Below are 25598 nucleotides of genomic sequence, written 5' to 3'. Positions count from 1 at the left end.
TGTTCACTGAATTAATAGTTAACTATTGCTGCGAAATCTTCTGCCTTTAAACTAGCTCCGCCCACTAATGCTCCATCTATGTCTGATTGAGCCATTTGAGCTTTTATTGTAGATGGCTTTACAGAACCGCCGTATTGAATTCTTACTTTGTCAGCTGCGTCTTTTCCGTACATTGAAGTTATTACACTTCTTATATATGCTATAGTTTCGTTTGCTTGTTCATCTGTAGCTGTTTTTCCTGTTCCTATAGCCCAAATTGGCTCATAAGCTATAACTACTTTTTCAACTTGCTCAGTTTTAAGTCCTGCTAAATCTAGTTTTATTTGTCTTCCTAAAACTTCTTCAGTTACATTTGCTTCTCTTTCTTCTAAGGACTCACCGCAGCAAACTATAGGTACTAAGTTATGCTCTAATGCCTTCTTAGTCTTTTTGTTTACAGTTTCATCTGTCTCATTGAAATATTGTCTTCTCTCACTATGTCCAATTATTACATATTCCACTCCCATTTGTGCAAGCATTGCTGGTGCTACCTCTCCAGTATATGCTCCACTTTCTTCAAAATGCATATTTTGTGCTCCAACTTTTATGTTAGTTCCCTTTACCGCTTTTAAAACTGCATCTAATGCAATAAATGGTGGACAAACTACTACATCACCTTTTGCATCCTTTACTGCAGGTATTAATCCCTCAACTAACTTTAATCCTTCTTCTATAGTATTGTTCATTTTCCAGTTTCCAGCTATTATAGATTTTCTCATTATTATCTACCTCGATCCCTTTATTTATTTTAGAGTCAGGGATAATTATTATTTATAAATAAATTATATCACATATGTGTCATATTTTAAAATTTTTAGTCTTGATTATTTATTAATAATAACTTCCCTATTTCTTTTTATTTTATATGTAAATATTTTCATCTTTTTAATTTAAATATATTCTAAAATTTTTAGTTAACATTTTCTTTTATAAATTAAATTGACTAAGATATATGGATTCAATCTAAACAATTCTAATTGAAAGCTAGCTTAAAATATGATTAAGGTATATATAGTTAATCAAGTATTAAAATTTACTATATATACCTATCTACATCTTAAGTTATAATCCTATTTATCGTTAAGTGCAGTAATCCCTGGTAATTCCTTACCTTCTAGGAACTCAAGAGAAGCTCCACCACCTGTTGATATATGAGTCATCTTATCTCCAAATCCTAGGTTGTTAACAGCTGATGCACTGTCTCCTCCTCCGATTATTGTGGTAGCATCTGAGCTAGCCATAGCCTCTGCAACAGCATAAGTTCCTTTTGCAAAGCTTGGGAATTCAAATACTCCCATCGGTCCGTTCCAAACAACTGTTTTAGCTTCCTTTACTGCTTGAGCAAATAATTCTGCGCTCTTTGGTCCTATGTCTAAACCTTCGTGATCAGAAGGTATATCTCTTCCTTCTGAAACTATAGGAGTTTCATCTTTTCCAAACTTTTCAGCGTAAGTTACATCTACTGGAAGCAGTAATTTAACTCCTTTTTCTTCCGCTTTTTTCATCATTTCTTTTGCATAATCAATTTTGTCTGCTTCTAAAAGTGAATTTCCAACTTCATGGCCTAGAGCCTTTAAGAATGTATATGCCATTCCTCCACCTATTATTAAAGTATCTACTTTTTCTAATAGATTGTTTATAACTCCAAGCTTATCTGAAACCTTTGCTCCACCAAGTATTGCTACAAATGGTCTTACTGGATTTTCAACTGCATTTCCTAAGAACTTTAATTCTTTTTGAATTAAATATCCGCATACTGAAACCGGTAAGAATTCAGTAACTCCAACTGTTGAACAGTGTGCTCTGTGAGCTGTTCCAAAAGCATCATTAACAAAAACTTCTGCAAGTGATGCTAATTCCTTTGAAAAGTTCTCCTCATTCTTAGTTTCTTCTTTTCTGTATCTTGTGTTTTCTAGTAGTACAACATCGCCATCTTTCATTTCAGCTACTGCTTTCTTAGCATTTTCTCCAACAACATTGTCATCAGCAGCGAACACTACTTCTTTTCCAAGCATTTCTGATAGTCTATTAGCAACTGGTGCTAATGATAACTCTTTCTTTGGCTCTCCCTTTGGTTTTCCAAGATGTGAACAAAGTATTACTTTTGCACCATTTTCAACTAAGTACTTTATAGTAGGCATTGCACCTACTAATCTATTTTCATCAGTAATTTTTCCATCTATTAGCGGAACATTAAAATCACATCTCACCAAAACCTTTTTTCCTTTTACTTCTACATCTTCAATTGTCTTTTTGTTAAAAGCCATTTATAACACTCCTTTTCTTCAATTGAGAATTTGGAATTGGGAATGGTGGGTCATTTTCACTCCCAATCCCCCATTCCCAATTATATATCAGTTTCTATCATTTGCCTAACCAATTACTTCCAAACATTAATCCTATCAAATAGCTTAACTTATTAAAAAGGGTCTGGCCTTATAGCCAAAACTACAAAACCAGACCTATTTTATTAATATATGAAACTCCTCATCGTTACCTCTGAGGAGTAACCGATTCGCACTAAATCAGAGATTTAGGCTCTCTGGTTATAGTCTATCAGCAACGTATTTAGTTAAGTCAGCTAGTCTGTTTGAATATCCAGCTTCGTTGTCATACCATGAAACAACCTTAACCATGTTTCCTTCGATAGCCATTGTTGACATAGCATCGATGATTGATGATCTTTCATCTCCTCTGTAGTCGATAGATACTAATGGCTCTTCACTGTATCCAAGGATACCCTTCATATCAGTTTCTGATGCTTTCTTTAATGCAGCGTTTACTTCATCTACAGTAACGTCTTTTCCTAATTCAACAACTAAATCAGTACATGATACTGTAGGAGTTGGAACTCTTAATGAGAATCCGTTTAATTTTCCTTTTAATTGTGGTAATACTAGTGCAACAGCCTTAGCAGCTCCTGTAGTTGTTGGAACCATTGACTCAGCAGCAGCTCTAGCTCTTCTCATATCTTTGTGTGGAGCATCAAGTAATCTTTGGTCTCCAGTGTATGAGTGAACAGTTGTCATTAATCCTTTAACTATTCCAAACTCTCTATCAAGAACTTTAGCAAATGGTGCTAAACAGTTTGTTGTACATGAAGCATTTGATATTATGTGGTGGTTAGCTGCATCGTACTTCTCTTCGTTAACTCCCATAACTATTGTTATATCTTCGTTTGAAGCTGGCGCTGATATAAGAACCTTTTTAACAGTTCCTCCAAGATGAGCGTTAGCCTTTGTAGCATCAGTGAAGAATCCTGTTGATTCTATAACTATTTCTGCTCCTACTGAATTCCAATCTATATTCTTTGGATCTTTTTCAGCAAATATCTTTATTTCTTTTCCGTTAACTGCAATTGAACCCTCTTTAGCTTCTACAGTTCCGTCAAATTTTCCGTATAATGAATCGTATTTTAATAAATGAGCTAATGTCTTAGCATCTGTTAAATCATTTATACCTACTATTTCTAATTCATTAGCATAGTTTTTTACTAATGCTTTAAATACATTTCTTCCTATTCTTCCAAAACCATTGATACCAACTTTAATCATGTAAAACTCCTCCTAAACAATTAAATAATTTATATATATGATAAAATTTATTGGCTATTTTAAAAGTTCCATTATCTCTCTGGCAGCACCTTCATCTGTTACTAATACACTATTATGGTAGTTTTTTTGTATAGAAATAATTGCTTCTGCTTTTTCTTTTCCACCAGCTACAGCTATCAATGTATCTATTTTCCCTATCTCTTCATTTCTTATTCCTATACTTGGTGTAGAGTACACAATTTTTCCTTCTTCATCATGGTAATACCCAAAGGCTTCTCCAACTGCTCCAGAGTTCTCTATCTTCTGTATTTCTTCTGAAATTAATCCCCTTCTTCTGGACATTTCATCTGCTCTACCAATACCGTATATTAAAATGTTAGCATTATATACAGTGTCTAAAATGTCTTTAACATCTTTTTCTTGAATTATAGTGCTCATAGCTTTATCACTTAGGTTATCAGGCACATGAAGTAATCTATAATTCCCCTCTAGTTTGCTAGCAAGTTTTTCAGCAAGGGTGTTCGCCTGAGTCTCTATATTTCTTCCCATTCCGCCTCTAGCAGGCACCACTAAAATATCTTTAAAACTAGACATTTTAGGCATGTTATCAATCAGTTCTTTTATTGTAGAGCCACCGGTAATTGCAATTATGCTCTTATCTGCTATTATGCTCTTCAAATAACCTGCTGCCGCTCTTCCAATTTCATTTACTACTGTTTTATCTTCATCAAGATTTCCAGGAACAACTATTACCTTTTTTAACATTAGGCTGTCCTTAATAAACTTTTCTATTTCAGACAATCCTTTCATCGCATGTATAAAATCTTTCAGCTTATCAATTATTTCTTCGCCCTCTTTAGTTATTGTCATGCCTGGTGTATTTATTTCTATAAAATTCTGACCTTTTAAAAAGTTAATTTCAGTTCTTACAATTCTTTCTCCAATTTCTAGGTTATTAGCAAGTACCCTTCTACCAATGGGCTGATTGTAATATATTGTTCTCAGAATGTTATACCTTTTCTCAAGTAATTCCACAAGCTCTGGTACTATCTTCTGTTGTAATTTTAGCACATCTTCCACTTACAACACCCCCTTGGTCATTTAATGTCCCAGTGCACTTTTTCTTGTCCCACTTATATTATAAATTAAATAAAAATTTTTTTAAATAGTATTTTCAAAAAAAGTATGAACAAATTGTGAACAATGGGGAGAATTAGAATCTCTTTCTCCCCTTAGATGACTTTATTCCCATTTCCTCTCTATATTTTGCTACAGTACGTCTGGAAATATTCATTCCTTCTTTATTTATTAAATCACATATAACCTGATCAGAAAGCGGCTTTTCTTTGTCCTCTTTGTCCACAAGTTCTTTTATGGTCTTCTTAATAATTTTTACTGATACATCTTCTCCTGTTGAGTTAGAAGATATTGCTGTAGTAAATAAATCCTTTATCTTTATAGTGCCTTTATGTGTATATATATATTTATCCCTAATTGCTCTACTAATTGTAGATTCATGCATCTCTAGCTCTTCCGCTATTTCTTTCAGTGTCATAGGCCTTAAATATTCATCACCAAAATCAAAATAATCCCTTTGTTTTTCCAGTATCTTTTCTAAAACTCTATATATTGTACTTTTTCTATGTTGAATGCTCTTAATTAAGAATATAGCACTGTTTAATTTTTCTTTTACATAATCTACTGCATTTTTATCGTTTTCATTAGTAATTATTTCTTTGTATATTTCATTTATTGTAAGCTTTGGTATAATATCATCATTCATTATTATGTAGTACTCATTGTCGACTTTTTTTATATAAGCATCAGGAGTTATGTACTTAACTTCCTCACCTGTAAAAAATCCTCTGGAAGGTTTCGGTTGAAGCGACTTGATTATATCTCCATATTCCTGTGCTTTTTTTACATCTATACCGAGAGACTTTGCTATAGAATTATATTTGTTTTCTGCCAGCAGTTCTAGATGCTCGTCTATTATTTTAAATATATTTTCATCCTTTATACCTTTTTTATCAATCTGTATCTTTAGACACTCCCGTAAGTCTTTAGCACCAATTCCATCTGGTTCAAGAGATTGAATTACTCTTATACAATACTTTATAATCTCTTCCTTAATTTTCAGTTCTCTACTTATTTCATTTTCCTTTATTGATAGATACCCTTTTTCATCAATATTTTCTACCAAGTATAAACATATAGACTTAATATAATCCTTTTCATTTAGATCCCTAACCTGTTCTCTTAAGTATTCCTTCAATGATTTTTTCTCAGATATAAAGTTAAAGGGTGATATTTCTTCTTCATCACTTTTTTCATAACTGTGATGACTGTAGTTGTCAAATTCAAAGTACTTGACCAATTCTTTGTAATCAACCTTATCCTTGTCTTCTTTAGCGGAAGATGGTGCTTTAGAATCAAGTACAGGATTCTCTTGAAGCTCTTTTTCTACATATTCTTGCAGTTCAAAGCCTGACATCTGAAGAAGTTTTACAGATAACTGCATTTCTTGAGTCATTATAAGTTTCTGTTCTTGAGTTAAACTTAAACTAAAATCCATATTCATGTTAACACCCCATTTCTACGCCCTATTATTTTGCTCATTTTATTATATCATTAACAAAGAACTTATAAAATTAGGAATGAAAAATTGGGCATGGGAAATAACTGTAGATTTTTCTTTTAAGTGTATATAACCTAAATTATCTGGATATACAAAAGAGAGTTTGCTGAAGCAAACTCTCTTTTATCTCTGTCCCTTTTCGTATGGAACTCCATCTGCTGCTGGTGCAGTAGTCTTTCCGACAAATCCTGCCAAAGCAAGCATAGTTAATATATATGGTATCATAGTATAAATTTCAGTAGGTATATTTAGAGCAAGGCTCTGTGCATTTATCTCCAATGCGTTACCAAAGGCAAATAACAAGCAAGCCCACATAGTTCCCTTTGGATTCCAATTACCAAATATCATAGCCGCTAAAGCTATAAAACCACGTCCTGAAACCATTCCTTCTTTGTAAACAGGAGTCATTCCTATAGACAAAGCTGCTCCACCAATACCTGCAAGCACTCCGGAAAGTATTACACATAAATATCTTGTTTTATAAACACTTATTCCTAAAGTATCTGCTGCACTTGGGTGTTCTCCTACAGCTCTTATTCTTAGTCCTAGTGGAGTTTTAAACAATACAAAACTTGATACAAATACAAGTATTAAAGCCAATATTACAAACCAGTTTAACCCTCCTATTAATGGGCCTATAAAAGGGATTTCTTTTATAGCTGCTGGTATGTTATATGAAAGTCCTGTTACTATATCTGTCTGACCGCCCTTTTTAAATATTTTAAATATAAGAAAGCTAGCAAAAGCTGTTGAAAAAAGATTAATAGCGGTACCAGATATAACCTGGTCAGCTCTTAAGTGAATACTTAAAAAAGCATGAAGTAAAGCTAAAAGTCCACCTGCTATTGCAGCAAATAAAATTCCAACTAGGGGGCTTCCTGTAATGTAGGAACCGAAAACTGCAAAAAACGCACCTATTGTCATCATTCCATCAAGACCAACGTTTACAACACCAGCTCTTTCTGAAAACACACCGCCAAGACCTGCAAATATAAGTGGTGTTGCCATTCTCAAGGTAGATGCTATTATTATAATAATAAGTCCTGCATTATCCATTTACTATCGCCCCTTTCTTTCTTCTTTTGTTTTCAAAGTATTTTACTATGTAGTCTGTAGCAACAAAGATTATAACAATTGATTGTATTAAATAAACTATTTCTTTAGGTATTGAATTTAACTGAAGCATTCTTGAACTGCTGTTTAAAGCTCCAAACAATATTGCTGCCGGTATACATCCTATAGGATTACTCTTGGCCAAAAGAGCAACAGCTATACCATCAAATCCGTATCCTATAAAACCCATTAAATCTGTACTGCTGTACATTACCCCTGCTAAGTGAGATGCTCCCCCAATACCTGCAATGGCACCGGATAAAACCATTGTTAGTATAGTATTTCTTGCAATATTTATTCCACCATACTCTGCTCCAAAGGCATTTATACCTACTGCTCTTATTTCATATCCCACAGTAGTTTTCCAAAGTAGCCAGTATATAAGTAGTGCGCAAATAACAGCAAATATAAGTCCTATATTAGCTCTGCTGATTGTACTAAATTTAAGAAATTGGGCACTTTCTTGTATTGTTGGTGTAGATGCTTTTGATGCAACACCAATAGGTGTTCTAAGTACAATTATGTTAACTACATTTATACTAATATAGTTCATCATAATTGTATTAATAACTTCATTGGTACCAAATTTAGCTTTTAAATATCCTGGTATTCCTGCCCATATTCCTCCACCTACTATACCTGATAAAATTATTAAAGGTACATGTATCCATGGACTTAATCCTGGAATTAAACCAACTATAGCTGCACAAATTAATCCCAATGTAAACTGTCCCTCAACTCCAATGTTAAATAGTCCACACTTAAAAGCTATAGCATGGGCAACCCCTGTAAATATTAAAGGTGTTACAAAAACCATAGTTTCCAAAGTCTTTGCAGGATCACCGAAGCTTCCATTTACGATTACAGTTATTAAATCGCTTAAGGCTGTAAAATATTCAGTAATTGAATATTCCTTTGCCCACATTACGAAAAATACAGCAACAAATAATGACACTATTATTGAAAAAAACGGAAATGCAAGGCTTTTCAAAGCATCTGTTACTATATTCCTTCCGTTATTCTTATTGTCCCCTTTGCTCACCATCATTCACCTCTTCTTTATTCTCCAAGGATCCTCCTGCCATAAGTACCCCTAGTTTCTTTTCATCTGCATCCTTTCTATCTAGTATATCCACTATTCTTCCATCGTACATAACTGCTATTCTATCTGAAAGAGCCATTATCTCATCTAGTTCAAGGGATACTAGTAAAACAGCCTTTCCTTTATCTCTTTCTGCAACTAATCTTTTGTGAATATACTCTATAGCTCCTACGTCTATTCCTCTTGTAGGCTGTGAGGCAATTATAAGATCAGGATCCTTTGCAATTTCTCTTGCTGCTATTAACTTTTGCTGATTACCTCCAGATAATGCAGATGCTTTTACCTCGTCATTTGGTGTTCTAACATCAAACTCTTCTATTAATTTCTGGCAATGCCTACGTATTTCTCCGTAATTCATCACTATACCATTGCTAAAAGGCTTTTGATGATATGTTCCTAGTACCGAATTCTCAAAAAGAGAATAACCTAGAATCAATCCCCTCTTATGTCTATCTTCAGGAATGTGGGATAATCCACTATCTGTAATCTGTCTTGGGCTTTTACCAAAAATGTCTTTACCTTCTAAGGTTATCTTTCCAGACTCTGACTTTCTTAGTCCTGTTATAGCTTCTATTAATTCTGTTTGACCATTTCCGTCAACACCAGCTATACCCACAATCTCTCCAGCTTTAACAGCTAGACTTACCCCTTTTACTGCTTCTACACCTCTGTGATCCTTAACTACAAGATTTTCTACATTAAGTACCTCACCTGCCGCCTTAGCTTCAGCTTTTTCTACCACTAAGTTTACCTTTCTTCCAACCATAAGCTCTGCAAGCTCATCTATATTAGTCTCCTTAGTTTTTACAGTTCCAGTTACCTTACCTCTTCTTATTATAGTTACTCTATCACTCATTTTCATAACTTCTTTTAATTTATGAGTTATTAGAATAACTGATTTTCCCTCTTCCTTTAGATTGTCTATAATAACTCCAAGCTCTTCTATTTCCTGAGGAGTTAAAACTGCTGTAGGCTCATCTAGTATAAGTATATCCGCACCTCTGTATAAAGCCTTTAAAATTTCAACCTTTTGCTGCTGACCAACAGATATGTCTTCAATAACAGCCTTTGGATCTATATTAAATCCATATTTATCTGCTATACCTTTAACATCTTCCTCGGCCTTCTTTATATCAATTCTAAGCCCTTTTTTTGGCTCTATTCCCAAAACTATATTTTCTGCTACTGTGAAATTGTGAACTAACATAAAGTGCTGATGTACCATTCCTATACCAAGCTTAATAGCATCGTTAGGGTTAGTTATTTTTACTTCTTTCCCATTTACACGAATCTCACCCTTTTCCGGCTGATAAAGGCCATAGAGTATATTCATAAGTGTAGTTTTTCCCGCACCATTCTCACCTAGTAAAACATGAGTTTCACCTTTAAGCAATTCGAAGTTAACGTTGTCATTAGCTATAGTCCCTGGAAAAACTTTGGTTATTTCCAGCATTTCGATTACCTTTTCCATTTTTAACCTCCTTAGTGTAAGCTTCCTGGCTTTCTGTAAAGAAAAAGCTAGGTCTATGCCTAGCTTATGCATAGTATACCTAGCTTATTATATTACTTTATTAATATTTTAGTAAAGATTTTTTTTAGCTAATTTACTAGATGTAAAGTTACATACCTAGCTTAAAATACCTATACTAAATTTAGATTGCTGGTGCTGTAAATTTAGCTGCATCTTCCTTTGTAGCTGGAACAGTTATTTTTCCATCTATTATAGCTTTTCTATACTTTTCAACTAAATCTAAAACATCTTTTGGAGTATTCTTATTTGAAGTTGCTGCTATATCAACACCTTGCTCTTTTAATCCAAATACTATGTTTTTTCCACCTTCAAATTTTCCTTGAACAACTGATTTAGCTGTATCATAAGTTGCTGTATCAACTCTCTTTATCATACTTGTTAGAATAACATCTGCATATTCTGGAACAGTAAGAGATTGATCCATGTCAACGCCTATAGCCCATATCTTCTTATCTGCTTTAGTCATAGCTTTTGCAGCTTTAAATACACCTAATCCAGTACCACCTGAAGCATGGTATATTACGTCACAACCACCATTGATCATTGATGTTGCTAATTCTTCACCTTTTGTTGGGTTTGCATAGTCAGCAGCATATCTTACGTCAAATTGTACACTTGGATTAACAGCTTTAGCTCCAGCCATGTATCCTGCTGCAAATCTATTTATTAATTCAAAGTCTTTTCCACCTACGAAACCTAATTTATTGCTCTTAGTCATTTTTCCAGCAATAACACCTGCTAAGAAAGAACCTTCTTGCTCTTTGAAGTTAAGTGATACAACGTTCTTTTCTTTAACTTCTGAATCTATTATAGCAAACTTTTTATCAGGATATTTCTTTGCCATATCAGTCATAGCATCTGCCATCTGATATCCTACGCCGAATATAATTTCGGAACCGTTATCAACTAAAGCTTGAAGATTTGGTTGGAACTCATCCTTTTTCTTTGATTCAATTGGTTTATAGTCTATGTTCTTAAACTCACTTTGAGCTTTTTTAATACCTTCATCTGCTGCTTGGTTGAAGGACTTGTCATTTAATCCACCTTCGTCTGTAGCAAGACCTATTTTTACTTGTTTTGCCTCAGTTGTTCCTGATCCACCTTGTTGTTTTTGGCTACCACAGCCTGCAAATACTGATACTGTCATTATTGCTGCTGCAAGTAGTGATACTACTCTTTTTTTATTCATTAAAATTTCCCTCCTATAAAGATATAGTTTTTCTTTTTATATGATGTGTCTGTACCAAATAAAATATTCTACAAAAGGTCCTATTTTCCTTCTAGATTTTAAATAATATTTTTAGAGAGTACAACCCCCGGCAATAACTGATTTGCCGAGGGTGTAACGTTTTCTACTTAAAACCCTTATTTGTCAATATCTCTGCTGCTTTTTCTCCTACTTCCTCTGGTACAAGAATAATTGGTCCTGTACATCCCATACCACTTTCTGAATAGATACCTTCCTTCCATAATGCTTTGCAAGCATTTTCAAGTTCTAGTATATCTATTCCAGGTATTGCATAAGTAACTACCTGCTTTGGAGGCATTTTTACTTCTTCCTCTTCTGCTGCAGCTGGTTTATCCTTTGCTAATATTTTTCCTACTATTGTATCTAAGCCTGATTCCTTAGCTTTCTTAAATTCTTCTTTAGCTTTAGCTAAAACATCATTCTTAGCACAAGTTGCGCAGTATCTTAAAGCTTCACAGATAAGTGGTGCACCGGATGCTCTTGATACTATGTTCACTAACTTGTCATAGTTTTCTCCTATTCCTGGTCCATATCCATAACCTAAAGTTTCATAGTTTCCACCAGTTGTAAAGGAAGCAAATATTTTAATTAAAAGATTTCCTGTTAGAGAATCACAAACCATAACATCTGGAGTTCCTGCAAGTAAATCATTGCCTCTCATAACAGAGCCACCGTCAGCTCTTAGTGATTCAGAAAACTTAAAGTTGTATCCTCCAGCTTGAAGATCTTTAAGAGCTCTTTCAACTCCTCTTGCTCCATCTATATTTAATATACCCACCTCAGGATTCTCAATACCCACTGATTTAGCAACTGCAATTCCTGATATAGCATTTCTAATCATACCTTCTACTCTATGTGTAGAAGTAGTTCCTGTAGTTGTAGCAATAATAAGTTCTTTTCCCATTCCTGGTGTTACTACTCTTCCTACTGTTGAAACTCCAATCGGGAAGTCAAAGTGTTGAGTTACACAGCCATCTAACTCCTTATTTTCAAGAAGTTCTACCATTTTCTTGTGGCCTTCTTCTGCATCCTTTACTTCTACAACTTCAAAGTCGCCTTCAACCTTAGGTCCTATTAAAACTATATCAAAGTCACCGTATTTACTTTTAGCCATTTGTGCAGCCTTTACCATTTCTTCTACACCATGCTCTGAACCAAAAGTAGTGAGTCCAATTCTTACTTTTTTTCCAAAACTTCCGCTCTTTATACCATCAGCTATTTCGTTGAAAACTTCTGATATTAACTTTTTTGTTGCATCCATTAAAATCACCCCACTTACTTTAGCAGTTCTTCTGCAAATTTCTTCATACCCTCAGCTATCATGTTTTTGATTTCATCCTTTGAAATTCCTGCTGCTTCTTCTTTAGCTCCTGTGTTCTTTTCTACAAGTATAGATACTCCATCAAATAGGTTTGTCATTCTTCCTAAGAAAAGACTTCCTTTACCTATTATCATAAAGTTGTTTAATTTTCCATTCATTATATGTTCTATACCATGTCCAACTATTGGCACTCCTGATGGAATATGTCCTTGAGTTGGAGCATATCCTGGGTATCCATGAGCTTTTACGAAGTTTGGTAATTCTTTTCTATCCAATTGTCCACTCTTAACTGCTAATGCTCCTATCATCTTGTAGTTTTGAGTTGGAACATCTCCTGCTCCTGCTGGCTCTGTAATATCTGGAGTCTGCATTTCTGGAGCATATTTGTCTACATCTGTAATTTTCATACCAACCTTAGCAAGTGGCTCTGATACTAAAGCTTCGATAACAGCCTGTGGTGCAGCTCCATGTCCTATAGTATGTCTTCCAACTACATCTGTTCTTAATATTGGACTTACTCCATCATTTTGTGATACAAGTACAGCAAATCCACCAACACAGTCCTCAAGTACTGAAAGACCTTTCTTTATATGGTCTTTTCCATTCATACCAAGTTTAGCAGTACTTCCACCAGCAAATACTATTACATTTCTATATATTCCTGACTTAACAAGAGCTGAAGCTGTTATTAAAGCATGAGATGGTCCTGCACAGAAGCCTCTCATATCTGTACCAGTAGCTCCCTTAATTCCTGCAATCTCTCCACAAGCTTTAGCAACGTTTCCGCCGCCTCTTTGGTTCATATCACCTATTGCTTCTTCTGAACACTCTATTAAGTAGTCAACTTCATTTACATCTATTCCTGAGCTTTTTATAAGGTGCATTAAGGATAATACTCCTGATGCTTTTACAACTAAGTTCTCTACTATGATGTGAGAAGATAGGTTAGCGTCAAACTCGTGTGCTCTCTTAACACATCCTACTAACTTACCGCCTTCGTATAAACCTTCAGCTACTCCCTTTTCTACAAGACCTTCTATAACAGATAGTTCTTCTCCTTCTTTTAATGCTTCTACTTTTGTATTTAAAATAGGGTGGGCATTAAACTTTTCTTTAACTTTCTCTGTAAAAGATTTCTCAAGGATTACTAGGTCAAAAACGTCTGAAGCCTTTATTAATCCATAAAACTCATCTTGAGGCATTATCTCACCAAACTTACCGAATCTATTAGCATTCTCAAGCTTGCTATTGTACCAAGGTCTTGGTAATTCTCCTAATTCTTCTGGAGTTACATTACCTATATATGTTTGATTTGGAGCATAGCCTACAACTTCATCAAAGGATCTTAAATGGTCCTTAATGCTTTTTAAGTATTCTGAATCTGGGTTTGTCTCCCTTTCTAACATTTGAGTAGTACCATTATGAATTATCATATCTGGTGCATTAACTAATACATATGATGCTTTTTTAATAACTGGAAAACTCATTATAAAACCCTCCTTAAATTTTGTTGAGAATTGAGAGTTGAAAATTGAAATTTAAAAGTAATTTTCAATTCTCAATTCTCAACCTATCTTTAAACTTTTTAACTATGTATAAAAACAGGGAATTGAAAATAGATTTTTTCAATTTTCAATTCCCTATATATTCACTTTACCTAGTGACAGTTTTAATTACTTATCAAAAACTGTTTGATCTTCAACTTCAGTTGAAAGTGCATTTAATGCCTTTTCTACTAAGTGATATCTTAATTCATACTCATCCTTAGATTCCAATGATGGGTTTCCAAGTGGGTGAGGTATTGCTATTGTTGGAACTATTCTGTTAGCTCCTACTGTTAAGGATATTGGAACTACTGTACACATATGAACTACTGGAAGTCCTCCACGTTCAATTTCTTTTACAAGTGTTGCACCGCAACGTGTACAAGTTCCTCAGGTGGAAGTAAGTATAACTGCGTCAACTCCATCAGCAATTAACTCTTTAACTATAGTCTCACCAAATTTCTTTGATGAAGCAACAGCTGTTCCGTTACCAACTGTAGTATAGAAATATCTGTGAAGTGATCCGATTTTTCCTTCCTTCTCCATTTGTCTTAATACGTCAACTGGAAGTACTCTGTCTGAATCAGTATTAGCATAAGTTGGGTCATATCCGCCGTGTGCAGTTTCATATGTTTCTGCAGTTAAGTCCATTACACCTTCTATATCATATTTACCGAACTTAGAAGCATTTGATGATTCTATGTGATCTGGATTTGTCTTTGGTACTATACCACCAGAAGTAACTAATGCTATCTTAGCTTTTGATATATCTTTTACAGCTGCATTTGGAGCAACTCTGTCGAATACAGGCATTTTGAATTCTGTAACAAACTCTTCACCTTTTAACTTTTTAACAAGCATATCAACAGCTCTTTTTGATCCTCTTTCAGTAGCAAAGAAGTTCTTTCTTATTCCTCTTTCGATATAGTTATCTTCTGAAGGTAATCCGATTTCTTGTCCCTTAGCAAGCTTTAATGCTAAAGCAGCAACCTTAGGAAGTGCATCTCTCATACCTGCTGCACTATTCTTAGTTTCAACGATGTAAAGATATTTTTTGAATAAGTCTGCACCTGGGTTTTCAATATACATAGCTGTAAGTACAGGTATTCCTAATTTCTCTTCAACTTCTTTAGCGATAGTTCCGCAAGCTACACCATATCTTCCAGCGTTGAAAGCAGGACCTGCTATAAATAGATCTGGGCTATATTTTTTAACCATATCTATAATTTCTGCTTTTGCTTCTTCAGTGTTCTCATTGAAATAAGAGTCTCCACAGATAACTGTAGCAACTATTTCAACACCTTCCTTGCTTAATAATCCGTTAAGTCCCATACCAGGACCTACAAAACCTTCTCTAACCTCTGGTTTTATATCTGCTTTTTCTTCTCCGCCGATACCAGCGTAGAATTGATTTATATAATGAACAACTTTAATCATTTCAGCATTTCCCCCCTTTTAGGAATTTAAACATATCAAATATTAATATTTTGAGTATTGAGTTCTCACGTTCTTAACTTCTTCGATGATAGCATCTACATCAAGAACCATTTCCATCATTCCGCACTGCTCATCGTAAACAGCTGCATCACATTCATCCTTTATTTCTGGCTCAACTACATGATAAACAGCTAATCCTAATGCTATTCCAGCAAGTGGACCTGCAAAAGTTGGGTCTCCAGCAGCTACAGTTTCAGCTGAAAGTCCTGAAGCTTCAGCTTCTGCTCCTCCGATTACTACAACAACGTTTTCTGCACCATGCTTATCAGTTAAGTCTTTTACTCTTTGTTGGATCTCCAGATCCATAGCACCAGCGGCTGTTCAGACAAAGCACTCTGTTGATGCAAAAACAACTTCTGCTCCTGCTGATTTAACGCAAGCTTCAATAGCTGGTCCTGGTATTCCGTCTCTATCTCCTACTGCTATAACTTTTTTTCCTTGTAACATCTATATCATCCTCTCTTTCAATCCACATAGTATAATGCACAATTACTTCTTTGTAATATCACTTATTATAAAATCTAAGCTATTTTAAAACATTTGTATTTTTATATTAAATATTCTAACAATTCACCCTAATTTTTTACTAATTAGAATCCTTTTGCTGATAGATAGTTGAATCCTACTTCACTTGTAGCTCCAGTTATAACCTGAATCTCAGCTTCTATAGTACCATCTTCTCTTAAACTTCCTACGTGTCCTCCTGCTATTATATCAGCAGCTTCAACGTGTCCTATTACCTTCTTCATTACAGGAAGTATAACAACTTCATTAGCATTTCCACCTGTAACTACTGCATCACCCTTTGGTGTTGAGTCTGCAAGTGACTGAGAAGCTCCATCTTGTCCTGCATATTCATCTGTAATTAATACAGTTTTTATTCCCTTATCAGTGATTTTGTTGCAGTTCATAACTAAGTCAGCATCTGGATTACCGAATCCTTCTTCTGATATTATTACTGCATCTGCTCCTACATACTCAACTAACTTAGCAGTCATGTTTGATGATCTTTCTTTATCTGCAAGATAAACGTTTTCGTTTGTAATTACACAGCCTAAGAAGTTATAGTCTTTTCCATGTCTTTCATATAAATCTTCAATAACTGGGTGATTCATATGAACATAGCTTGGGTTTTTATCACAAGCTGAAACACAGTTTCCGCTTACAACAGCTCCATCAAATACTTCTGTTGGATATAAGAATGTTGGTATAATCTTCTTAGCATCTACTCCATATACATAAGTATCATGTAAAAGTCCTTGAGTTTGAAGCATGTATACGTATACTACTTTAGGAAGATTTGGGTACTGTTCAACCTGTTTTAATAGTGGTAAAGTTTCATAAACTTTTACTTCATCTGGCTCAACATTTCTTCCTGCTTCTCCAAGGTAAGTAGCAGCCTTAAATCCAACCATTCTTACAGCTTCTTCATGCTCGTGCTGTTTAACTCCTGCCTTTGGCTCACAAATAATAACTAAGTTATTTGTCTTTGAGAATGGAGTATACTTAGCTCCCTCTCCGCTCATGTCTATAATACCTTCTTGGAAACCAACTATTTTACCTGTAGTAACTACAGCTGCTCCCTTTAATACATGAGTTCTTCCTTCTCCAACCATGTCAACCTTGCTTATGAATCCTGGGAATATTCCGCCTTTTCCTTCAACCTTAACTCTTGGCTCGATAACATCCTTTACAGGTATTATTCTTGTTTCTTCACCTGGTTTTGCGATATCAAAGTCTATGCTCGCAAGTCTCTCATCTCCACTAACTGTTGCTAGTAACTCTTCTTTGTTTACATAAAGAACTCCATTTTCAACCTTTGTTTCAGCTCCAAATTGAATATCTTTTATGTTGATTTTTCCTAACTCTAAACGCAAAGTGTTCACCTCCAAATTTATTTGGATTGAGAGTTAAGTATTTAACTCTCAATCAATATTTAATACAATTTTCTAGGTTTATGAGTAATTATTTATTATTTAATAGCATAGAATCTGCTGTTTAGTTAACTTATTTTAGAAACTGCCAACTCTCTACTATTAATTAGTAACTATTAAAGTGTTTCGTAGTAAGCTTTTATAAATCCTTCTATATCATCTAATGAAGCAATTTTATCTGCAGTTATTGAAGTTGCCTTTTCTCCATCCTTGTAGATTATCATTGTTGGTAATCCAAGAACCTTTTGTGATATAGCTAGTCTTCTTGCAGTGCTTGTGTTTAAGCTAGCAAACTTTATCTTGTCACCATATTTTCCTTCAAGGTCATGTACTCCTGGCATAAGCTGTTTACATATTTCACATTTATCTCCCCAGAAATCTACGAAAACTGGCTTTTCAGTATAAGTTAAAACTTCAGCTTCAAAATTCTCTTTGTTTAATTCTATCATTTCAAAATCCTCCTACTACCAATTTTTATTTACTATGTTCTGCTATATAATGCTCAGCAGCTGTTGCAGCTATAGCTCCATCTGCTGCTGCAGTTATAACCTGTCTTAAAGTTTTCTTTCTTACATCCCCTGCAGCAAATACTCCAGACATGTTTGTTCTCATGTCTTCATCTGTTACGATATATCCGCCTTCCATTTCTAATTGTCCATCGAACAATTGGGAAATTGGATCATATCCAACAAATACGAAACATCCATCTACTTTTAATTCACTAGTTTCACCAGTCTTTAAGTTTCTTACTACAAGACCTTCTAATATTTCATCTCCTAAAGCTGCATCAACAGTTGAATCCCAAATGAATTTTATCTTAGGATTTGCAAAAGCCTTTTCTTGCAATGACTTAGCTGCTCTTAAAGAATCTCTTCTGTGAATTATAGTTACACTCTCAGCAAACTTTGTAAGATATATTGCTTCAGTTATAGCTGAATCTCCTCCACCGATAACTGCAATATCTAGTTCTGTAAAGAAGTCTGCATCACAAGTAGCACAATATGATACTCCCTTTGCTCTTAGTTCTTGCTCTTGTTTAAATCCTGCAAGTCTTGGAGTAGCTCCTGTTGCTACTATTATAGTCTTTGCTCTGTAAGTTTCATTTTTTCCCTTTACAACCTTAACATCGCCCTCTAATTCTACCTCTGCGATATCATCTTTTCCGAAGTTAACTCCAAATTCCTCTGCTTGCTTTCTCATTCTTTCGATAAGACTTGGGCCTGTACAATCCTCTATTGATCCTGGATAGTTTTCTAATTCATCTGTAGTTGAAGTTTGTCCTCCAAATTTAGCTCTTTCAATAAGTAATGTATCCATTCTTGATCTTGCAGCATAAAGTCCTGCTGATAATCCTGCTGGTCCACCACCGATTATTATAGTGTCGTAAATGTGTGACATTTTCATTACCTCCTACTATCTCTAATTAAACTATTACTGATAAAATTTGCTTAGAGCTATTCGCCCTTATGACTAAACCTTAATTTTACAGGATAACAATAAGTTTTTCAATTCCTGTACATTCTACTTAAAAGGGTGAACTGTAATCTTTATTAAGCTACATTAATATAAGGCATGATAGATTAAATCATAATCTATCAACTGAAAGTCTTCCAAAACCTGTTCACTCCAATTAGGAATTCCAAACTTATTAGTGAACTTTTCAGTTGAACTTATTCCTTCCTCTATGTACTTTAAGGAGTCCACCTCTACAGCTTTTTCTCTATTTTTTGATATAATAACTGTTCTATAAGGCGTCTCATTTGGTTTTATACTACTCATTAAAGGATGAGTAAGAAGTTTATGACCATTGTGAATATAGCTTCTTACCTTCTTAAATACATCTATGGTAGACCCATCTATAAATTCAGTTACATATTTACTGCTTAAATTCTCTTTGCTCATAGGATTATTTGTTACAACTATTATAGGTTCTATCATACTAACTCTCCTTTATAGGCTTTAAGCGCCATACATATATTTCCAACTAGACACACAAAAAAACAGAGATAAAAGCCTTCAGCCTTTACCTCTGTCTATTAACCTGAGAGTTTTACTCCTTCGGTGCATATGCTTTCCAGAGACTTGTCCATTTTCGGTCCTTTTGCCTGAGAGCTTCATACTATTTCGCTTATAGTACTTCCTCCTTCGGCTATCCACTTAAGGATGTCATATACCTAAAGTTACTTTTTTAGATATATAACTAAGTAAATTCGCATTAACTGATTGTTAACATTTCTACTTAATCTCCCGAAAATTTCATCCAACATTATTGAATTTTGTTATGTTTTTGTTATGTTATTGTTTACATTTATTATTATATATTATCAAGTGCAAAAATTCTATACTTTTCTGAAATATTAATTATTACATTTTCTAATAAATCATATTCGAATTACTGATAATATCACCCACCATTTACCAATATGGTTACTAAAAAATGAATTTATGTATATTTTTTCAATAAGCTCTAACAAAATACGCTAATTTGTAACTTAATAATCTAAATTCATACAATTTTCGTCATTTTCTTTTAAGTTTTTATATTTTCACCCAATTCAACCATTGATAATTTATTAACAATACAGTTGTGGAATTATGAACTATTTTTTAACAATCATTGATAAAAAAAAATAAGCCGCACCTATTACAGTCAACTTATTTTAAACAAATTTTAAACAAAAGCAATAAGGTAAGCTTCATTCTAATTTAGTATGTTGTTAATAAATTAATATACAAGAGCTTCCTAGACTGTCGATGAAGTGAAACTTAAGTCAGATGAGTTTTTTCCTCTATTGACTCTAGTTACCGAATAAAAGTGATTTAAAAATCTTCTACAAAGAATATGCCACAGGCATCTGGTCCAGCATGAACCCCAACTACACACCCAACTTCGCATTCAATAAAAGCATTTCCCCTAAGCTTCAACTCTTCTCTTAATGAACTAACATCCTTACTAGCTATTTCTAACAGTATAACATCTTCTCCTTCTTTTATTCCCTTTTTATCTCCATAATCTAAAATAGCCCTTATAGCTTTCTTACTTCCACGAACCTTATCAATAACAACCATTTCTCCATTTTCTACCGCTAATATAGGTTTTATACTTAATATATTTCCTATAATTCCTGCTGTTTTGGACAACCTCCCACCTTTAACGAGGTTGTCCAAACTATTAAAAACCAACGCACTTTTTATATGAGGTATTATCTTTAACAGTTCTTTTTCTATTTCTTCTATATTAAGTCCCATATCTTTCAACTTAGCAGCCTTTAGCACTAAGAGCCCTAATCCTGATGTGACATTTAAACTATCTATGACAACTATATTTTCTGTTTCCAGCGTTTCTTTCGCAATACAAGCTGATTGATATGTTCCGCTCATTTTTGAGGAGAGGTGAATGGAAACTACCTTATATCCCATATCTATATATTTTTTATAGCATTCTATAAATCTTTGAGGTATTACCTGAGCTGTTTTTGGAAATGTATCTGAGCTTGCCATTTTAGCTAAAAGGGTATGGGTGTTTATATCTATTCCATCCTTATAGCTTTCCTCATTAATACTAACTAAAAGCGGGAGTACCTCTATATCATGCTTTTTTATAATATAGTCTGGCAGGTCTGCGGTGCTATCTGTTATTATCTTTACCTTTTCCATCACTTCACAACCTTCCTACTTATTTCATATTAGGGAAATCCATCTGCCTCAGTGCCTCATATGCAACTATAGATACGGTGTTAGATAAATTTAAAGAACGAGTAGTAGTATTTATCATTGGTACTTTTATACACCTCTCAGGATCACTTTCCCTTATTACCTCTGGCAAACCTGAGGATTCTCTCCCAAATACTACAAAGTCCCCCTCCTTATATTCTACTTGATGATAGAAATTTTTAGCGTGAGTAGTTGAAAAATAAAAAGTAGAATTCTTATATTTTTCCCTAAGTTCCTCATAGGACTCATATATTGTAAGGTCTAAGTACTGCCAGTAATCAAGTCCTGCTCTTCTTACCTGCTTTTCATCCAAGCTGAATCCTAAAGGCTTTATTAAATGTAATTTAGAGTTGGTAAGAACACAAGTCCTTGCTATATTCCCTGTATTTTGTGGTATTTCCGGTTGGAATAATACTATATTTAAACTCAATGTTTTTTCCTCCTTTGTACTTTGCAATTAAGAAATAAATTCCTCCTATAGCAAGGAGGATTTCTAACTATTTGAAAAACTTCATTAAATATATTACTCTATAATATTCTAATAGTAAAGTACATATAGACCTTATTCCTATATTTTATAACTTATGTTTCGGATTTCAGATTGTAAATATATTTTTTCCTGAAAATTTTTGCTTTGTAGAACACTAACTTCCTTAAGTTATATTATTCCACTTTTAACCAAAAATATTCTCTAGTTTCCTTCACTTTCATTGAGATATTTAATAATTCCCCTTGAGATGTTTTCAGATATATTCCTTAACACCTCCTCTTTTAGTAATTTTTCTCTATCTTCTTTGTTAGTTATAAAACCACACTCTACTAAAGCACAAGGGATCTCACTATATCTAAGCACCGCTAGATTTTGTGTTTTTATTCCTTTATCTTCCCATCCATCACTTTTTACAACTTCTTTTTGTATTGTTTTTGAAAGCTTTACCCTTTCATCTTTCTGGTATCCCTCTGGAGCATAATAATAAGTAGTCATTCCTTTATAGCTAGGGTCCTTAATTGAGTTTATATGTATAGAAACAAAAACATTTCCTTTTGCAGCGTTAACTATATTACCTATTTCCTTTAGTGGAAGTAGCTTGTCCTCGTTTCGTGTTAATATTACTGTATATCCTTTAGACTTTAAAACAGTTTCTGTGTATTTAGTAATTTTAAAAGCTATATCCTTTTCGTTTATATTTTGATAACTTGTCCCCTTGTCAATGCCTCCATGGCCTGCATCAAGTATTACAATATATCTCTTCTTATTTTTTAATACTGCGTTATCATTTTTACCTAATTCTTTTGCTTCTGGTGATGAAGTTACTTTAAAAACCTTCCCTTCGCTAAATACAATTTGGTTTTTTCCAATTATTAACATCAACAAGGTAAAAAAAATACAAGAAAGCGTAAATCTTTTCCTGTTAGCAATTCTCATATTACAATCCCCTTATAAAGTTTTTGTTTTTTATGGTGCGGGTAACAGGACTTGAACCTGCATAAAGTCGCCTTCACTAGAACCTGAATCTAGCGCGTCTGCCAATTCCGCCATACCCGCAAATTACATTTACAATTATATCATATTTTACCATATATGTGAATATAATCAGAAAAAAATTAGGAACAAAGAAGCCTTTGTTCCTAATTACTTTTTAGTGCCTCGCTTTATGACTGCATCTACAGGCTTGTAGAAATCATTTGCTATCACTTCTTCACTTATTACTTTTCCATTTTGCTTAGTTCGTTTTGTGACCTTAACCTTAAAACCAGTAGAAGGTGCCTGAGTCTGCTGAGTTTGTCCAACAGGTAAAGTAGGATCATCAATGTATTTTACTCCAGGCTGTATTGTTTCATAAACCTCTGAAATTACCTCTGTAACTATTCCAGTAAGGGAACTATTTGAATAGATATTAAAGGTAACATTTCCTCCTGAGGTATCTCCTTCGATATATATAGGATAATCTAAAGTATTTTTAAACTTGTAATCTAAATTACCATAGTCAACAGTAGCATCCAGTCCCAAAGGTACATAGTGGGATGGAAGTGTATGATGGGCTCTTTCTACTGATTTTATATTTGCTCTTAAAATCGCATTATATAAAGTAGTAGAAACTTGACATATTCCGCCTCCTAGCCCTGAGTCCACTTGATTTCCAATAATTACAGGTGCCGCCTTATATCCTTTTCCAGCAGTTCTTTCTCCAACAACTTCATTGAAGCTAAAGGTATCTCCTGGAAGCATCACTAGGCCATTTATACTTCTTGTAGATAAAACTATATTATTTGCTCTTTCAGCCGAGGATATCGAGCCATAATTTGTTGTAAATGTAGCAATCCTCGAGTTTATAGTAGTTAACTTATCTGAAGTAATCCTAGCAGTAATAACTTCTATAGGGGCTTCTATGCTAATATCTGGTCCCTTATCGCCATTTAATTTAGAACTTATCTCTTTTTGAAGCTTATCTTTCTGCAGCTTTCTTCCACTTTCTTCAGGAACCGCTGTAAAGCTACCGCCATATCCCTTTAACCTTGCATTTACCGGTTCTTTATTAATATCTTTTTCTATGTTATTTAAAAGCTCTGTTATAGGCTTTGAATCATAAGTAAAACCTAATTTATACTGCTTTCCTTCTTTGCTTTTTATAAGTCTATATTGTTTAAATAAGTTTAAATTCTTACCATATTCATAAGCTTCCTTAACAACCTCATCCACATTATGCTTAGGGTTTATTTTAGAATAATCTAATGTATAAGTCCTGTCTGGAGTAACTATATTTAATTTCTTTTTCAAGACCGCCGCTCCATGTCTCTGTTCTACAATCTTTTTTGCTTCTTCTTTATTCCTTCCAGATAAATCTTCGCCTTCAATCTTAATGCCAGGATATATTATATTGTCCCAAGCCTTTACTTTATTATGCATATATAACATTCCTGATATAATACTAAGTAATAAGATTCCGCCTGTTGTCCAAACTCCCATCCGCAACTTCTTCTTTTTACTTCTTTTTTTCCTTACCATCGGTACCACCTCTTCACCTAAAATAACGCTAGCCAACATTAGTGTCTTCTATACATCACTAGGATATAAGCACTAATTATCCTTCCGCTAAAGCATTAATTAGATATACGCTTTAGTATGATAAAATTAGGCATACTGCAATATGACATAATTCAGCTTCATACTTAATTATTATACTATATAGAACAAACTATTTGAATTGTTTTCTTGCTGACACATTGGAGTACAGAACAAATGTCACATTTCCACCTGAAGTATATGCTTGAATGTATATAGGATACTTGAAGTTATTCTTGAACTTATAGTCTATATTCCCATAATCTACTGTAGCATCCATGCCCTCTGGAACATAATGAACTGGCAGAGTATGATGAGTCCTTTCTAGTGAAGACATTCCTGAGCTATATACTGCATTATATAAGGTAGAAGAGACCTGACATACTCCTCCTCCTAAACCTGATTCTAGTTTGTTATCAACAATTACCGGAGCTGCCTCATATCCTTTTTTTTCAGTTCTTTCTCCTACAACATCATTAAAACTAAATACATCTCCCGGCATTAGAACTTTTCCATTTATGCTTTTAGTAGCTATAACTATATTATTAGCTCTTTGAGGAGATGATATGGCCCCATAATTAGTAGTGAAACTTCCTATTGTTGCATTTATATCTTTTAGCATGTCCCCTTTAATTTTAGCCTCAGTACTTTTTATAGATGCTTTTAGATCAATATCTCCTGATCCATTCTGCTGAACTTTTTCAGCAATCTCCTTTTGGAGTTTATCGCTCTCAAGCTTTATTCCACTTTGTTCTGGTATTACCGTAAAGTTAACACCATCGGTGTTTAAAGTTGCATTCACAGGATCTCTATTTATATCATTTTCCACAGTTTTTATAAATTCTTTTACAAAACCCTCATTATAAATAACCTTAAGCTTATAATTAACTGGCTTGGGGTCTTTTAACAAAAAGTACTTACTAAATAAGTTGACCTTCTTTCCATATGAATAAGCTTCCTTTACAGTCTCTTCAATATTGTATTTAGGACTCAATTTTGAATACTCAATATCATAATTCTTATCACTAGCAGTAATATTTATCTTTCTATTTTTTAATTGTTCTTCAAAGATATATTTTAATGCTGCTACTGCCTCTTCTTTTGTTTTTCCTGATAGGTCTATCCCCTCTACTGTAACCTTAGGATATATGTAATTATTCCAATACTTTACATCGTGATATTGATATGTTATATAACCACTGGCAATACTTAATAGAAGAACTATGCATACCAACATCCCTATAATAAAGTTCTTTTTAGAGGTATTTACAACCTTTTCTACTTCCATCTCAAATCCC

General features: G+C 34.0%; 22 protein-coding genes, 1 tRNA gene and 1 riboswitch. All 23 genes read right to left on the bottom strand.

Going from position 1 to position 25598, the window contains the following annotated elements; all coding sequences use genetic code 11:
- Positions 1–11 precede the first annotated feature (11 nt).
- The 23 genes from tpiA to N4T77_RS04635 all read right to left on the bottom strand — a co-directional run bounded on the left by tpiA (position 12) and on the right by N4T77_RS04635 (position 25588).
- On the bottom strand, positions 12–758 hold the full coding sequence (gene tpiA / locus N4T77_RS04745) for a triose-phosphate isomerase (protein ID WP_261670593.1): 747 nt from the start codon (positions 756–758) through the stop codon (positions 12–14).
- A 351-nt stretch (positions 759–1109) separates the two neighbouring features.
- Complete coding sequence (locus N4T77_RS04740) at positions 1110–2306, bottom strand: phosphoglycerate kinase (RefSeq protein ID WP_261670592.1); 1197 nt, start codon at positions 2304–2306, stop codon at positions 1110–1112.
- A gap of 279 nt (positions 2307–2585) precedes the next feature.
- Positions 2586–3593, bottom strand: coding sequence for a type I glyceraldehyde-3-phosphate dehydrogenase (gene gap, locus N4T77_RS04735; RefSeq protein ID WP_261670591.1), 1008 nt, complete (start codon positions 3591–3593; stop codon positions 2586–2588).
- 54 nt (positions 3594–3647) lie between these two features.
- On the bottom strand, positions 3648–4673 hold the full coding sequence (locus N4T77_RS04730) for a sugar-binding transcriptional regulator (RefSeq protein WP_261670589.1): 1026 nt from the start codon (positions 4671–4673) through the stop codon (positions 3648–3650).
- 133 nt (positions 4674–4806) lie between these two features.
- Positions 4807–6168 carry an RNA polymerase factor sigma-54 gene (gene rpoN, locus N4T77_RS04725; protein ID WP_261670678.1) on the bottom strand — a complete coding sequence of 454 codons (1362 nt, stop codon included), beginning with the start codon at positions 6166–6168 and terminating at the stop codon, positions 4807–4809.
- Between the two features lie 186 nt (positions 6169–6354).
- Positions 6355–7287 carry an ABC transporter permease gene (locus tag N4T77_RS04720; protein ID WP_261670587.1) on the bottom strand — a complete coding sequence of 311 codons (933 nt, stop codon included), beginning with the start codon at positions 7285–7287 and terminating at the stop codon, positions 6355–6357.
- Entirely contained in the window at positions 7280–8386 is a 1107-nt protein-coding gene (locus tag N4T77_RS04715; protein WP_396125087.1) for an ABC transporter permease, read from the bottom strand. The genes N4T77_RS04720 and N4T77_RS04715 overlap by 8 nt, the downstream gene beginning before the upstream one ends.
- Positions 8367–9917 (bottom strand): ABC transporter ATP-binding protein, encoded by a 1551-nt coding sequence (locus N4T77_RS04710; protein WP_261670585.1) that lies wholly within the window; start codon positions 9915–9917, stop codon positions 8367–8369. Before N4T77_RS04710 ends, N4T77_RS04715 begins: the two co-directional genes overlap by 20 nt.
- 181 nt (positions 9918–10098) lie before the next feature.
- Positions 10099–11166, bottom strand: coding sequence for a BMP family protein (locus N4T77_RS04705; RefSeq protein ID WP_261670584.1), 1068 nt, complete (start codon positions 11164–11166; stop codon positions 10099–10101).
- A gap of 163 nt (positions 11167–11329) precedes the next feature.
- On the bottom strand, positions 11330–12487 hold the full coding sequence (gene grdD, locus N4T77_RS04700; RefSeq protein ID WP_261670583.1) for a glycine/sarcosine/betaine reductase complex component C subunit alpha: 1158 nt from the start codon (positions 12485–12487) through the stop codon (positions 11330–11332).
- A 14-nt stretch (positions 12488–12501) separates the two neighbouring features.
- Positions 12502–14034 carry a glycine/sarcosine/betaine reductase complex component C subunit beta gene (gene grdC / locus N4T77_RS04695; protein WP_261670582.1) on the bottom strand — a complete coding sequence of 511 codons (1533 nt, stop codon included), beginning with the start codon at positions 14032–14034 and terminating at the stop codon, positions 12502–12504.
- A 186-nt stretch (positions 14035–14220) separates the two neighbouring features.
- Positions 14221–15528: a glycine reductase complex selenoprotein B gene (gene grdB / locus N4T77_RS04690; RefSeq protein ID WP_261670581.1), complete on the bottom strand. Its 1308-nt coding sequence runs from the start codon at positions 15526–15528 to the stop codon at positions 14221–14223.
- Between the two features lie 42 nt (positions 15529–15570).
- Positions 15571–16035: a glycine/sarcosine/betaine reductase complex selenoprotein A gene (gene grdA, locus N4T77_RS04685; RefSeq protein ID WP_261670580.1), complete on the bottom strand. Its 465-nt coding sequence runs from the start codon at positions 16033–16035 to the stop codon at positions 15571–15573.
- 143 nt (positions 16036–16178) lie between these two features.
- A complete protein-coding gene (locus N4T77_RS04680) occupies positions 16179–17465 on the bottom strand; it encodes a glycine/sarcosine/betaine reductase component B subunit (RefSeq protein WP_261670579.1) in 1287 nt (428 codons plus the stop codon).
- A gap of 173 nt (positions 17466–17638) precedes the next feature.
- On the bottom strand, positions 17639–17971 hold the full coding sequence (locus tag N4T77_RS04675; protein WP_261670578.1) for a co-chaperone YbbN: 333 nt from the start codon (positions 17969–17971) through the stop codon (positions 17639–17641).
- Positions 17972–17996: 25 nt separating this feature from the next.
- The gene (trxB, locus tag N4T77_RS04670; protein WP_261670577.1) at positions 17997–18920 is read right to left on the bottom strand and encodes a thioredoxin-disulfide reductase; all 924 of its coding nucleotides are present in this window, start codon (positions 18918–18920) and stop codon (positions 17997–17999) included.
- Between the two features lie 162 nt (positions 18921–19082).
- Positions 19083–19460 carry a GrdX family protein gene (locus N4T77_RS04665; protein WP_261670576.1) on the bottom strand — a complete coding sequence of 126 codons (378 nt, stop codon included), beginning with the start codon at positions 19458–19460 and terminating at the stop codon, positions 19083–19085.
- Between the two features lie 81 nt (positions 19461–19541).
- Positions 19542–19610, bottom strand: a riboswitch (glycine riboswitch).
- A gap of 732 nt (positions 19611–20342) precedes the next feature.
- On the bottom strand, positions 20343–21179 hold the full coding sequence (locus tag N4T77_RS04660) for a DegV family protein (protein ID WP_261670677.1): 837 nt from the start codon (positions 21177–21179) through the stop codon (positions 20343–20345).
- Positions 21180–21198: 19 nt separating this feature from the next.
- Positions 21199–21666 (bottom strand): tRNA (cytidine(34)-2'-O)-methyltransferase, encoded by a 468-nt coding sequence (locus N4T77_RS04655; protein ID WP_261670575.1) that lies wholly within the window; start codon positions 21664–21666, stop codon positions 21199–21201.
- Positions 21667–21927: 261 nt separating this feature from the next.
- The gene (locus N4T77_RS04650) at positions 21928–22662 is read right to left on the bottom strand and encodes an N-acetylmuramoyl-L-alanine amidase (RefSeq protein ID WP_261670574.1); all 735 of its coding nucleotides are present in this window, start codon (positions 22660–22662) and stop codon (positions 21928–21930) included.
- Positions 22663–22695: 33 nt separating this feature from the next.
- Positions 22696–22782: transfer RNA gene (locus tag N4T77_RS04645), tRNA-Leu, on the bottom strand.
- A gap of 87 nt (positions 22783–22869) precedes the next feature.
- Entirely contained in the window at positions 22870–24204 is a 1335-nt protein-coding gene (locus tag N4T77_RS04640; protein WP_261670676.1) for a VanW family protein, read from the bottom strand.
- A 229-nt stretch (positions 24205–24433) separates the two neighbouring features.
- Positions 24434–25588, bottom strand: a complete 1155-nt coding sequence (locus N4T77_RS04635) for a VanW family protein (RefSeq protein WP_261670573.1) — start codon at positions 25586–25588, stop codon at positions 24434–24436.
- Between the last annotated feature and the right edge of the window lie 10 nt (positions 25589–25598).

The sequence above is a fragment of the Clostridium sp. CX1 genome (assembly GCF_025398335.1).
Lineage (GTDB): Bacteria > Bacillota > Clostridia > Clostridiales > Clostridiaceae > Clostridium_AM > Clostridium_AM tanneri.
Note: the sequence above shows the minus strand (reverse complement) of the source record. Positions and strands in the feature narration are given on the sequence as shown.

Coding starts and splice junctions, on each gene's coding strand:
- tpiA (WP_261670593.1), bottom strand. CDS start 758: ATGAGAAAATCTATAATAGCTGGAAACTGGAAAATGAACAATACTATA.
- N4T77_RS04740 (WP_261670592.1), bottom strand. CDS start 2,306: ATGGCTTTTAACAAAAAGACAATTGAAGATGTAGAAGTAAAAGGAAAA.
- gap (WP_261670591.1), bottom strand. CDS start 3,593: ATGATTAAAGTTGGTATCAATGGTTTTGGAAGAATAGGAAGAAATGTA.
- rpoN (WP_261670678.1), bottom strand. CDS start 6,168: ATGGATTTTAGTTTAAGTTTAACTCAAGAACAGAAACTTATAATGACT.
- N4T77_RS04720 (WP_261670587.1), bottom strand. CDS start 7,287: ATGGATAATGCAGGACTTATTATTATAATAATAGCATCTACCTTGAGA.
- N4T77_RS04710 (WP_261670585.1), bottom strand. CDS start 9,917: ATGGAAAAGGTAATCGAAATGCTGGAAATAACCAAAGTTTTTCCAGGG.
- N4T77_RS04705 (WP_261670584.1), bottom strand. CDS start 11,166: ATGAATAAAAAAAGAGTAGTATCACTACTTGCAGCAGCAATAATGACA.
- grdD (WP_261670583.1), bottom strand. CDS start 12,487: ATGGATGCAACAAAAAAGTTAATATCAGAAGTTTTCAACGAAATAGCT.
- grdC (WP_261670582.1), bottom strand. CDS start 14,034: ATGAGTTTTCCAGTTATTAAAAAAGCATCATATGTATTAGTTAATGCA.
- N4T77_RS04675 (WP_261670578.1), bottom strand. CDS start 17,971: ATGATAGAATTAAACAAAGAGAATTTTGAAGCTGAAGTTTTAACTTAT.
- trxB (WP_261670577.1), bottom strand. CDS start 18,920: ATGTCACACATTTACGACACTATAATAATCGGTGGTGGACCAGCAGGA.
- N4T77_RS04665 (WP_261670576.1), bottom strand. CDS start 19,460: ATGATAGAACCTATAATAGTTGTAACAAATAATCCTATGAGCAAAGAG.
- N4T77_RS04660 (WP_261670677.1), bottom strand. CDS start 21,179: ATGGAAAAGGTAAAGATAATAACAGATAGCACCGCAGACCTGCCAGAC.
- N4T77_RS04650 (WP_261670574.1), bottom strand. CDS start 22,662: ATGAGAATTGCTAACAGGAAAAGATTTACGCTTTCTTGTATTTTTTTT.
- N4T77_RS04640 (WP_261670676.1), bottom strand. CDS start 24,204: ATGGGAGTTTGGACAACAGGCGGAATCTTATTACTTAGTATTATATCA.
- N4T77_RS04635 (WP_261670573.1), bottom strand. CDS start 25,588: ATGGAAGTAGAAAAGGTTGTAAATACCTCTAAAAAGAACTTTATTATA.